Source organism: Kitasatospora hibisci (assembly GCF_043950205.1).
Lineage (GTDB): Bacteria > Actinomycetota > Actinomycetes > Streptomycetales > Streptomycetaceae > Kitasatospora > Kitasatospora hibisci.
Map to the genome: position 1 here is coordinate 4,415,546 of NZ_CP171642.1, position 12,135 is coordinate 4,427,680.

At 73.1% G+C, this 12,135-nt stretch carries 8 protein-coding genes; 2 read left to right on the plus strand and 6 right to left on the minus strand.

Annotation, left to right across the window (positions count from 1 at the left end):
- Nucleotides 1–31: 31 nt before the first annotated feature.
- Nucleotides 32–1,216, plus strand: a complete 1,185-nt coding sequence (locus ACF9IK_RS19130) for a MarP family serine protease (RefSeq protein WP_395295395.1) — start codon at nucleotides 32–34, stop codon at nucleotides 1,214–1,216.
- Nucleotides 1,217–1,297: 81 nt separating this feature from the next.
- Here the strand turns inward: ACF9IK_RS19130 and ACF9IK_RS19135 are convergent, their stop codons facing one another.
- From ACF9IK_RS19135 to nhaA, 4 genes are all read right to left on the minus strand, one after another.
- A complete protein-coding gene (locus ACF9IK_RS19135; protein WP_395295396.1) occupies nucleotides 1,298–1,507 on the minus strand; it encodes a hypothetical protein in 210 nt (69 codons plus the stop codon).
- 238 nt (nucleotides 1,508–1,745) lie between these two features.
- Nucleotides 1,746–2,804, minus strand: a complete 1,059-nt coding sequence (locus ACF9IK_RS19140; RefSeq protein ID WP_395295397.1) for an alpha/beta fold hydrolase — start codon at nucleotides 2,802–2,804, stop codon at nucleotides 1,746–1,748.
- A gap of 86 nt (nucleotides 2,805–2,890) precedes the next feature.
- On the minus strand, nucleotides 2,891–3,367 hold the full coding sequence (locus ACF9IK_RS19145) for a phage holin family protein (protein ID WP_313764492.1): 477 nt from the start codon (nucleotides 3,365–3,367) through the stop codon (nucleotides 2,891–2,893).
- 188 nt (nucleotides 3,368–3,555) lie between these two features.
- On the minus strand, nucleotides 3,556–5,061 hold the full coding sequence (gene nhaA, locus ACF9IK_RS19150; RefSeq protein ID WP_395295398.1) for a Na+/H+ antiporter NhaA: 1,506 nt from the start codon (nucleotides 5,059–5,061) through the stop codon (nucleotides 3,556–3,558).
- A gap of 531 nt (nucleotides 5,062–5,592) precedes the next feature.
- Between nhaA and ACF9IK_RS19155 the strand changes: the two genes are divergently transcribed.
- Nucleotides 5,593–6,894: a serine hydrolase domain-containing protein gene (locus ACF9IK_RS19155; protein ID WP_395295399.1), complete on the plus strand. Its 1,302-nt coding sequence runs from the start codon at nucleotides 5,593–5,595 to the stop codon at nucleotides 6,892–6,894.
- Nucleotides 6,895–7,025: 131 nt separating this feature from the next.
- Here the strand turns inward: ACF9IK_RS19155 and acs are convergent, their stop codons facing one another.
- Complete coding sequence (gene acs / locus ACF9IK_RS19160; RefSeq protein ID WP_395295400.1) at nucleotides 7,026–9,008, minus strand: acetate--CoA ligase; 1,983 nt, start codon at nucleotides 9,006–9,008, stop codon at nucleotides 7,026–7,028.
- A 272-nt stretch (nucleotides 9,009–9,280) separates the two neighbouring features.
- On the minus strand, nucleotides 9,281–11,671 hold the full coding sequence (locus ACF9IK_RS19165) for a SulP family inorganic anion transporter (RefSeq protein WP_395295401.1): 2,391 nt from the start codon (nucleotides 11,669–11,671) through the stop codon (nucleotides 9,281–9,283).
- Nucleotides 11,672–12,135: the final 464 nt, after the last annotated feature.

The window sequence follows — 12,135 nt, forward strand, 5'->3', positions numbered from 1 at the left end:
GGCGCCCCGCCGGGCGTGGGAGGGTGTTCGAGTGAACGTCCTGGATCTGCTGCTGATCGCCGCCGCCGTGGGATTCGCCGTGTCCGGCTACCGGCAGGGCTTCGTGGTCGGCGTGATGTCGGTCCTCGGCTTCCTCGGCGGCGGCCTCCTCGCCGTCCAACTGCTGCCGCTGCTGCTCGCCCACCTCAGTCCCGGCACCACCGCGTCGGTGATCGCCGTCGTGGTGGTGATCGTGCTGGCGGCGATCGGCCAGGCGGTCACCACCCACTTCGGCTGGAAACTGCGGGGCCGCATCGACCGCCGCCCCGCCAAGGCCCTGGATGCGGCCGGCGGGGCCGTGGTCAACGTGATCTCGATGCTGCTGGTCGCCTGGCTGATCGGCTCGGCGCTCGCCGGAACGTCACTGCCGACCGTCTCCAAGCAGGTCCGTAGTTCGGCGGTGCTCGGCGGCGTCCAGGACGCGCTGCCCGCCGACGCACCCAACTGGTTCTCCGACTTCTCCAAGGTGCTCGCCCGCAACGGCTTCCCGCAGGTCTTCAACCCCTTCGAACACGAGCCGATCACCCAGGTGGACACACCCGACCCGGCGCTGGCCGCCAGCCCGGCGGTGGCCAGGGCGAAGCAGAGCCTGGTCAAGGTGGTCGGCACCGCCACCGCCTGCGGCAAGACGCTGGAGGGCAGCGGCTTCGTCTACGCCCCGCACCGGGTGATGACCAACGCCCACGTGGTCGGCGGAGTCGACGAGCCCACCGTGCAGATCGGCGGTGTCGGCCAGCTCTACGACGCGACCGTGGTCCGCTACGACTGGCAGCGCGACATCGCCGTCCTGGACGTGCCCAAGCTGAACGCGCCGCCGCTCGTCTTCGCCGGCGAGGCCAAGACCAACGACAGCGCGATCGTGGCGGGCTTCCCCGAGAACGGCGCCTTCAACGTCCAGCCCGCCCGCATCCGCGGCCGGATCCAGGCCAACGGCCCGGACATCTACCACCGCGGCCAGGTGGTCCGGGACGTCTACTCGGTGCGCTCACTGGTCCGCCAGGGCAACAGCGGTGGCCCGTTGCTCACCCCGGACGGCCAGGTGTACGGCGTGGTGTTCGCCAAGTCGCTGGACAGTGCGGACACCGGGTACGTGCTGACCGCCGCCGAGGTGCGCGACGACGCCGTCCGGGGCAGCGCGGCGAGCGCCCGGGTGGACACTCAGGGTTGCGCGCTCTGACACCTGCGGGACGGGGGCCCGGTGCGGTGCCAAACCGGTGCCGGTGCCGGTGCCGTCCGGTGGCCGGTCGCGGCCGGAGCCTCAGCTGTCGCGCCGCAGGCGTGCGCCCACCCAGCGGGCGCGCCGGCCCAGGATGCGCGGGATGCCGAGCTGACGCTGCCCCCTGCGCTGACGGCGGTCCAGGCCGTCGTATCCGAGGTCGTCGGCCCAGTCGGGGCGGTGTCCGGACCTCTGCGAGCTGTTGTGGCGTCGGCCGCGCGGAGCGCCGCCGCGATCGGGCATCCAGGTCATACCGCAATGGATGCCCCTGGGCCGGTCGGAGTAATCGCTCGCGGCGACGCCAACTTGGCCTATGCGTTTGTCATATGAAGCCAGGATCAAGGGAGTTGGGCCTTCGGCTCCTGGGCTGAAGTTGCCCGAGGTGCCCCCTCCGTCCGCCGTCCGGGTGCCCCGGCCGCCAGGGGCCGCCGGGACCGCCGCCCCCTGGGCTGCCGTCCGGGCGGGCTCCGGGGTGGGCGGCCGCGGCGGTTCAGTCCTTGTGCCGGCCGATCCAGTCCAACAGCTCGGCCGTGAACTCCTGCGGCGCCTCCTCGTGCGGGAAGTGCCCGACCCCCGGCATCAGCCGCCAGCGGTACGGTGCGGCCACGTACTCGCCGCCGCCGAGCGCGGTGTGCGAGAGCAGCACCGGGTCCGCCGCACCCTGGACGTGCAGGGTGGGGGCGGTGATCGGCTTCTTCATCCGGCGGGCGAACTGGATGCCGTCCGGGCGGGCCATCGAGCGAAGCAGCCAGCGGTACGGCTCGATCGAGCAGTGCGCGGTGCTGGGGATCTGGATCGCCTGCCGGTACGCCGCGACCGCGGCCCGGTCCAGCTGGTTTCGGCCGGTCCAGGCGTCCAGGTAGCGGCCGACCAGCTCGCCGTCGTCGGCGACCAGCCGGCGTTCAGGTATCCACGGCCGCTGGAAGCCCAGGACGTGCTCGAAGGCGGCCATCTGCCGGCGGTCGGTCAGCAGGGCCCGGCGCAGGTCGCGCGGGTGAGCGGCGGAGACCACGGTGAGGCTCTGGATCACCGAGGGCCGCATCACCGCCGCCACCCAGGAGAGCGTGCCGCCCGAGGCGTGGCCGACCAGGTGGGCGCGGTTCTCGCCGAGCGAGCGGATCACCCCGGTGATGTCCAGCGCGAGGTTGCCGGGGTCGTACCCGCGCGGGGTGCGGTCGCTGCCGCCGATGCCCCGCAGGTCGAGTGCGACCGCCCGGTAGCCGGCCTCGGCGAGCGCGGTCAGCTGGTGGCGCCAGGCCCACCAGTACTCCGGCCAGCCGTGGACGAGCAGTACCAGCGGCCCCTCGCCCAGTTCGGCGATGTGGAACCGGGCCCCGTTCGCGGCCAGGTCGCGATGCGTCCAGGGGCCCGCCTGCCGGATGTCCCAGGCGGGCGCGGGTGCCGACCGGTCGCCGCCGTCGGCGAGCGCGGTCGCGCCGTCGGGCGCCTCGTCGACGGCGTCCCGGTCGACGGCGTCCCGACCGCTCGTGCGGTCGGGACCGGAGTCGGCGGACGGCTGCGCAGGCAGGTGCTTCTGGTCGAGCGGCATACCGAGAGCGTGTCACATCCGTGCGCCGGACACGCGCCCGGCACTCGGTCTCGGAGCGTCCGCGCGATCCGGGGAGGCGTCCGTCCCTACGGGATGCGGCCCAGCGCCCGGTCGATCTCCTCCTTGGTGGCGGGGCGCGGACGGGCGTTCTTCAGCACGTCGGCGGTCTTCTGGGCACCCTCGATGGTGCGGTGCGGCTTCTCGATCCGCTTGAACGAACGGAGCGCCAGGAGCCCGAGCACCACCGCGAGCAGCAGGTAGGCACCGGCCACGATCAGGAACGACCAACCGAGCGAGAGGCCCAGCGCGTGGATCCCGAACGCCGCCGCGGCGCTCAGCATCGGCACGGCGGCCAGCGCCACCACGCCGGCGACCGTCAGCGAGACGCCGCCGGAGACGCCGCGCTTGACGTCCGCGCGCAGCTCGGCCTTGGCCAGCGCGATCTCGTCGTGGACCAGGGCGGACAGGTCGGCGGTGGCCGCCGCGAACAGCTGCCCCACCGAACGCTCGCCCTCGTAGGGCGCCCGGCCGTTGCTGGACGGGTCTGCGGCTCCTGCGGGCATCAGCGGTTCTCCTTCTGCGGCTCTGCGGCGTACGCCGCCGGGCGGTGCGTTCTCCGGGGCCGGAGGGGGCCCGGTGGCGGCCGTGGACTGTCGACAGCTCAGAATCATGCCCCCAGCAGTCAGCGGCACACCACTCCGGGGCCCTGCCGGAGTGGTGTGTCCCCTTGCTGCCGTCGGCGCCGCGGGACTCAGCCGGTGCCGGAACCCCGGTCGGGGCGGCCCTTCACCGAGCCCCCGGCCGTGCCGTTCGGGGAGTCCTTCGCCGGGCCGTCCGCCGGGGCCTCGGCCGGGCTGCCCTCCGGACCGTCGGCCGGACGGTCGGCCGGGCCCCCTGACGGGTACTCCGCCGGGTGGTTCGTCAGGTCGGCCGTCCGCGCCTGCCGGGCCGGGTCGTCCTGCTGGTAGACGTCGGGGATGCCGTCGCCGTCGAGGTCGCGCTCCTCCTCCTCGCACAGCGCCCGGTAGTGCCGGTTCCGGAACTTGAGCAGCACGGTGGCGAGCAGCGCGCACAGCAGCGACCCGACCAGGACGGCCGCCTTGGAGCGGTCGGCCAGCGCCGGGTCGTCCGGGAAGGCCAGCTCGCTGATCAGCAGGGAGACGGTGAAGCCGATGCCCGCCAGGACCGAGACGGCGAACATGTCGGCCCACTTCAGCTGCGGATTCAGCTCGGCGCGGGTGAAGCGGGCGGTCAGCCAGGTGCCGCCGAACACGCCCACGGTCTTGCCGACCAGCAGGCCGAGGATGATCCCGAGCGGGGTCGCCTGGGTGAAGACCTCGCCCAGCGCCGACCCGGAGATCGTCACCCCGGCCGAGAACAGCGCGAACACGGGGACGGCGAACCCGGCCGAGAACGGGCGTGCCAGGTGCTCGATGTGCTCGCCGGGCGACTCCTGCTCGTCGCCGACCCGGTGGCAGCGCAGGATCAGGCCCATCGCGACGCCTGCCACGGTGGCGTGCACGCCGCTCTCGTGCATCAGAGCCCAGATCACGAAGGCCAACGGCACGTAGAGGTACCAGCCGTGCACCCCGCGCCGGTGCAGGAACCAGAACAGCACCAGGCCTGCGAGGGCCAGCCCGAGTGCCCAGAACTTGATGCCGGAGCTGTAGAAGACCGCGATGATCATGATCGCGATCAGGTCGTCCACCACGGCGAGGGTGAGCAGGAAGGCGCGCAGCGCGGCCGGCAGGTGGGTGCTGATCACGGCCAGCACGCCGAGCGCGAATGCGATGTCCGTCGCGGTCGGGATCGCCCAGCCGTCCGGATGCCCGCCGCCGCCCGCGTTCACGACGGCGAACAGGATCGCCGGCAGCGCGACGCCGCAGACCGCCGCGACCACCGGGAGCAGTGCGGCGCTCGGGCTGCGCAGCTCGCCCGCCACGAACTCGCGCTTGAGTTCGATGCCGGCGACGAAGAAGAAGACCGCCAGCAGGCCGTCCTTGGCCCAGTTGGCCAGGGTGAGGTCGAGGTGGAGCGGGCCGGACGGCCCGACGGTGTAGTCGAGAACGCTGTCGTACGCGGCGGGCCACACGTTGGCCCAGATCAATGCCACCAGTGCGGCGGCGAGCAGCAGGATGCCGCCGACCGTCTCGGTGCGCAGGGCGTCGACGATGAAGGTGCGCTCGGGGAGGGGCAGCCTGCCGAGGAGCTGGCGGCGGCGGTTCGTCGGCTCGTGGACGGGCGGCTGGCTGGCCACGCGAGACCTCCTGGGGCGGGGAACGGCGTACGGATGCACGTGTGGTGCAGTGCCGACCAGACTTCCCGGCGCGCCCTGTGACGCTGGATCCAATGGCGTTGGATCTTGGTACGTCTTTGACAGTCTAGCCGGAAGGGCGAGATGACACCCTGATCGTCATATTTCAGGACCTAGGCCCTGGCGGCTTCTCCCGCCCCCGTACGGGCGACTCGACGGCCCCCGAATGGAGCCGGCCGCATGCAGACGGGTGAACGCCTCCCTATCGTCGGTCGCAGGCGCCGTCCGTCCGGACGGCGTGCTCCTCCTTCCCTTCCCCTTCCTCTCTCTGCTGTGCTGTGGAGGCACGACCATGCCCAGACCGCCCCTCTTATTACCGCACCCCGCCTCGGCTGCGATCCGCCCGGCCTTGATTCGTCCGGCCTTGATGCGCGCGGCTTCGATTCGTCCGGTTTCGATCCCTTCGTCCCGGTTCCGGCCGGGCCCGTCGTGCCTGCCGGTCCCGAGGACGGGCCGCCGGGGGAGTGCGGACCGATGAACCTCGCTCCACCCGTAGGACCCGGCCCCGACCTCGATCATCTGCTCCGCCCGCTGTTCCGCGCCGCCGCTCCGGGCGGTGGCGTCGCCGTCGTGGTGATCCGCGGCGACGAACGGGTGGTCGCGTGCCGCGGCCATGCGGACCGCCCCGGCGAGCGCCCGGTGCGCGCCGACACCCGGTTCGCACTCGGCTCCGTCACCAAGACCTTCACCGGACTGCTGCTCGCCGAGATGGCGGCCCGTGGCGAGGTCCGCTACGACGATCCGATCGGCCGCTACCTGCCCGCCGACGCGGCCCCCGGGTACCCGCACGAGCGCCCGATCACCCTGCTCCACCTCGCCACCCACACCTCGGGGCTGCCTCGCCTGCCGGTCGGACTGCTGCCGACGGCTGCCCCGCGCTGGTTCACCCACCCCTACGCCACCTTCGGACCGGCCCACCTGCTCAGGGCACTGCCCCGGACCCCCGTGCGCGGGACTCCGGGCGCCCAGGTGCGCTACTCCAACCTCGGCTGTGGGCTGCTCGGCCTGCTGCTGGCCAACGCGGCGGGCCAGCGGTACGACGACCTGCTGGAGGCCCGGGTCTGCGGACCGCTCGGCCTGGTGGACACCTCTTGCGGCCCCGGTCGCGGGGACGCCGCCGGCTACCGGCGCGGCCGCCGTGTCCCGTCGTTCCGGCTGCCCGCCCTGCCGGGCGCGGCTGCGCTCCGCTCCACCGCCGACGACCTGCTGCGCTACCTGCAGGCCCATCTCGCGCTGGACGCCGTCCCGCTCTCCGAGCGGACCGACGAGGAGGCGCTGCGGACGGCCCTGGGCGAGGTCCGGCGACCGAGGGCCGGCCGGCGCCGCGGCGGGACGCGGATCTGCCTCGGGTGGAACCACCGCTGGGTCCCGTGGGCGGCGCGGGCAGGCCGGTCCGACCTGCTCGATCTGCCGGGCCCGCCGGACCTGCGGGACCGGGCCGGGGCGGCCGAGGGGGGTGCGGGGAGCCGGGCGATCCGGGAGGGCGAGGGGCCTGGCGTGGTGGATGCGCCGGGCGACGAAGAGCCGGCCGGCGAGCTGCGGGACGACGGAGCCCCGGACGACGGAGTGCCGGACGATGCGGCCGACGAGGTGGTCTACCACGCGGGCGCGACCTGGGGATCCACCACCTTCGTCGGGTTCAGCCCTCGTGCCCAGGTGGGGCTGGCGGTGATGGGCGGCCCGCTGCCGCTGCGCAGCCGGGGCTTCGTCCAGAGCGCGTACGACACGCTGCGCACGCTGGTCGTGGAGCGCCGGGCGGCGGGCTCCGTCAGCTGAACGGCGCGGGTCCGTCCGGTCGTTCCAGCCGGTCCGGTTCCGCGCCTGGCGCGGCGGGGCCCCGGGGCGGTCGTCCTGACCGCCCCGGGGCACCCGTTCCTCGAAGTTCTGCGCTCAGCGCGGTTTGCAGGTCAGCCCGCGCTGCCGGTGGGCGGGAGCTGGGACTGGATCAGGCTCATCACGGTGCTGTCGGCCAGCGTGGTGGTGTCGCCGACCTCGCGGCCTTCGGCGATGTCGCGCAGCAGGCGGCGCATGATCTTGCCGGAGCGGGTCTTGGGGAGTTCCCCGACGACCTTGATCTGCTTGGGCTTGGCGATCGGGCCGAGGGTCTTGCCCACGTGGGCGCGGAGTTCGTCGACGAGTTCGGGGGTCTCGGTGGCGGTGCCGCGCAGGATGACGAAGGCGACGATGGCCTGGCCGGTGGTGGCGTCGGTGGCGCCGACCACGGCGGACTCGGCCACCGCCGGGTGGCCGACCAGAGCGGACTCGACCTCGGTGGTGGAGATGTTGTGGCCGGAGACCAGCATGACGTCGTCGACCCGGCCGAGCAGCCAGATGTCGCCGTCCTCGTCCTTCTTCGCGCCGTCGCCCGCGAAGTAGCGCCAGATGCCGTCGGGCCGGGTGAGGCCGGGGCTGAAGCGGGACCAGTAGGTGTCGATGTAGCGCTGGTCGTCGCCCCAGACGGTGCGGAGCATGGAGGGCCAGGGCTCGGTGAGGACGAGGTAGCCGCCGGAGCCGTCGGGGACCTCGCGGGCCTCGTCGTCGACGACGGTCGCGGCGATGCCGGGCAGCGCGCGCTGGGCCGAGCCGGGCTTGGTCTCCGTCACCCCGGGCAGCGGACTGATCATGATCGCGCCGGTCTCGGTCTGCCACCACGTGTCGACGATCGGGGCCCGCCCCCCGCCGATGTGCTCGCGGTACCAGACCCACGCCTCGGGGTTGATCGGCTCGCCGACACTGCCCAGCACCCGCAGCGAGGACAGGTCGAACTTCGCCGGGATGTCCTCGCCCCACTTCATGAACGTGCGGATCGCGGTCGGCGCGGTGTACAGGATCGTCACCCCGTACTTCTGGACGATCTCCCAGAACCGGCCCTGGTGCGGGGTGTCCGGGGTGCCCTCGTAGACGACCTGGGTGGCGCCGTTGGCCAGCGGCCCGTACACGATGTACGAGTGCCCGGTCACCCAGCCGATGTCGGCGGTGCACCAGTACACGTCCGTGGCGGGCTTGAGGTCGAACACCGCGTGGTGGGTGTAGGCGGCCTGGGTCAGGTAGCCGCCCGAGGTGTGCAGGATGCCCTTGGGCTTCCCGGTGGTGCCGGAGGTGTAGAGGATGAACAGCGGGTGCTCGGCCTCGTGCGGCTCGGGCGTGTGCTCGGCGCTCTGACGGTCGGTGATCTCGTGCCACCACACGTCACGGCCCTCGGTGAACGGGGTGTCCTGGCCGGTGCGGCGCACCACCAGCACGTGCTCGACGCCGTCGACCTTGGTCAGCGCCTCGTCGATGGCGGGCTTGAGGGCGGAGGGCTTGCCGCGGCGGTAGCCGCCGTCGGCGGTGATGACCAGCTTGGCGCGGGCGTCCTGGATCCGGGAGGCCACCGCGTCCGCGGAGAACCCGCCGAAGACCACGGAATGGGTGGCGCCGATCCGGGCGCAGGCGAGCATCGCCACCACGGCCTCGGGGATCATCGGCAGGTAGACCGCGACCCGGTCGCCCTTGGCGACACCGAGTTCCAGCAGGGCGTTCGCGGCGCGGCACACCTCGTCCCGGAGCTGGGCGTAGGTGATCGAGCGGCCGTCCCCGGGCTCGCCCTCGAAATGGATCGCGACCCGGTCGCCCAGGCCGGCCTCGACGTGGCGGTCGACGCAGTTGTAGGCGACGTTCAGCCGGCCGTCGGCGAACCACTTCGCGAACGGCGGGTTCGACCAGTCCAGCGTCTCGGTGGGCTCGACCGCCCAGCTCAGACGGCGGGCCTGCTCGGCCCAGAAGCCCAGACGGTCCTCGGAGGCCTGCGCGTACGCGGCCGCGGTGACGTTCGCGCCGGCGGCGAGCTCTGCCGGCGGGGCGAAACGCCGCTCCTCCTTGAGCAGGTTGGCCAGGCTCTCGTTGCTCAACGCGCACTCCTCATCGAGTCATGATCGGGGTCGTTCCCGTGCGTGGGGATTGTCCCGTGTGTCCCAGCGCACAGCTCACCAGGCGAACAGGTCGGTTGACAAGAGGTGCCGGGAGAATTGGTGTAGACCTTTGCTCGAATATCGAAGGCGGAGTCGAAGAAGCAGGCGAGCGGGCCGGTCGTGGCGGTTGCCGAGAGGCGTGTGGAACTCGCCCGCGCGGAAAGGGGGTGGGTCCGCGCCCCTGCCCGCCCGGCGGGGCGCGGACCCGGCTTTCAGGCGGCCAGGCGGGGGTCGCCCCCGGTGGCGGCAGGTGCGGCGGAGGCGTGTTCGATTCCGTTCACCCGCTCGGGCGTGTCGCAGGGCGTGGGCCCGGCCGACTGGCCCTCCAGCGCCTCCACGGGGCTGAACCGCCCGCGCTCACGGTCGAGCACATAGGCCTGAGCGGTGGCGAAGTCGAAGTACATCCCGACCAGGCGCAGGGCGCCCTCGGCGACCCGTCGTTCCACTGCGGGATTCGCCACCAGCTGGTCCAACTGCTGCACCACGTTGGTGATGCAGAGCTGTTCGACGAGATCGACCACCGGCCGGGTGGTGAACTCGGCGGGGGCCCGGCGCAGCCGGTCGAGGGCGCCGCGGCCATTGCGCAGCCAGCGGGCCAGCGGGGTCGGCGGCCCCGGGCGTTCGTGCACGCCGTCCAGCAGGGCCTTCATCGCACCGCAGCCGGAGTGCCCGCAGACCGTGATCGACCGGACCTCCAGGACCTCGACGGCGTACTGCACCGCGGCAGCCACCGAGTCGTCGGCCGCGCCCGGTTCGAACGGGGCGGGCACCAGATTGCCGACGTTGCGGACGGTGAAGAGGTCGCCCGGGCCGCTGTTGGTGATCATGCTGGTGACCATCCGCGAGTCCGCGCAGGTCAGGAAGAGCTGGGAGGGGGTCTGCCCCTCCCGGGCGAGCCGGGCCAGTTCGGGGCGGACCAGCGGGGCGGTGTGCAGCTGGAAGCCGCGGACGCCGTCCAGCAGCCGGCCGTGTGGGTCCTCCTGCTGCTCGATGCAGTGGTGGCCGACCCAGGGCGTCCACGCCCGGCACCGGTGCGGGCCGGGAGAGCTGCCCGTGCGAACCGTGCCGTCGGGATCGAGCACCTCGGCGCTCTGGCGCCGCGTCACCATCGAGACCCGGCCGCCCGCCGCCAGGTGGCCGACCCGCCAGCTGTGCAGGGCCTCGTACGCGGCGTGGTCCAGGAAGGATCCGTCGTGGACGACCGCGACCTGGGCGGTGCCGGGGATGTCGGCCAGCGCACGACTCAGTCGGGGCACGGCGGTGAAGGTGAGCGGGCCGTGCGTCTGCACCGTGAACGAGCCGTCGGGGCCGGGCAGGACGTCCACGTGGGCGCGGGTCAGGCGGTAGAGCGCGAGCAGGACGGCCGTCGCGGCGCCCAGTGCCACGCCGAGCAGGGCGCCGAGCAGCACCACGCCGAGCACGGTGGCCAGGTAGACCGGGAACTCGCGGTGCCGGTGCACCTTGCGGATGTGCGCGAAGCTCACCATCTGCAGGCCGACGACCAGGACGAGGGCGGCGAGCGCGGCGAGCGGGATCCGGCGCAGTCCGCCGGCGAGCAGGAGAGCGGCGGCCAGCACCCAGACGCCGTGCAGGATCGAGGACCACCGGGTCTGCGCGCCGGCCCGGACGTTCGCGGTGCTGCGCACCGCGCCGCCGGCGATCGGTAGGCCGCCGAGCAGGCCGCTGACCACGTTGGCGATGCCCTGGCCGCGCAGCTCACGGTCGAGGTCGCCGGTGCGCTGTGACATCCGGTCGATCGCGACGGCGGAGAGCAGCGACTCGACGCTCGCCACGGCGGTGACGGTCAGCACCGCGGCCAGCACGCCGGCGATCGGGCCGTGCGGCAGCTCGGGAATGATGTCGTGCGGCTGCCAGGTGGGCAGTTCGACCCGGGCGAGCTGCAGGCCGAGGGCCATGGCGAGGCTCGTCGCGACGGCCACGGCGACCAGCGGGCCCGGCACCTTGGCCAGTCTGGCGCCCAACACGCCCGCCCGGCCGGGGAGTCGGCTGAGTCGGGGCCAGATCACCAGGAGGGCCGCGGTGATCGTGCCCACGGCCACTGCGGGCGGGTGCGACCCGGCCAACTGGCCTGGCAGGGCGAGGAGATTGGCGGGGGCCGAGCTCTGCGGCGAGCCGCCGAGGACGACGTGGAGCTGGGCGATGGCGATGGTGAGGCCGATGCCGGCCAGCATGCCGTGCACGATGGCGGGCGAGACGGCGAGCGCCGTCCGGGCCACCCGTCGCACTCCGAGGAGAAGTTGGAGGAGCCCGGCGGCGAGGGTGACGGCGCAGGTGGCCTGCCAGCCGTACTGGGAGATCAGCCCGGCGGTGATCACGGTCAGTGCGGCTGAGGGGCCGCTGACCTGGAGTGTGCTGCCGCCGAGGAGGCCGACGACGAGTCCGCCGACGGCCGCGGCGGTGAGCCCGGCGGTGAGCGGGGCACCGGTGGCCAGGGCGATGCCGAGTGAGAACGGTACGGCGATCAGGAAGACCACGAGGGAGGCGGAGAGGTCCTGTGCCCAGCGGGAGCGGGGGTGCGGGCCCGGTGGGGCGTGGTCATTGGTGTCGGAGGCGATGGGGGCGCTGGAGATGTCGAGGGTCATTGTCTTCCCGTCTGTCCGGGGGGAACGAACGCAGTCAGGTCCGGTGGGGGAGGCCGGTTGTCGGCCCACCGGGGCGGATCGGCTGTCGTGGGTCGCGACGGCGTGGCGGGATGGTGTGGTCGCGGCGGGGATCGCGGGTGTCGCCGGCCGGACCGCGGACCATCTGGGGCCTCGGCGAGGCAGTGGGCGGCTGCCTTGCAGAGGACCATCAAGACTCGGTAAACCGAGGGTAATGAAAGCTTTGCACAGCGTCATCCCGGGCGACAGTGACAAAGCGCCCGATTCACCCCATTGGGTGGTGGCCGAACAGACGGGAATCTGCTGGTGGCGGGCTCGGGCGGGCTCGGGCGGTGAGGTTCGGCGAGGCGGCCCGGGGTCGCCCTCCGCGGGCGCGAAACGGAACGGGCTGCGGCCCCCCGGGTGGTGGGGGCCGCAGCCCGTTCGGCGGTTGCTCCGGTCGGCGG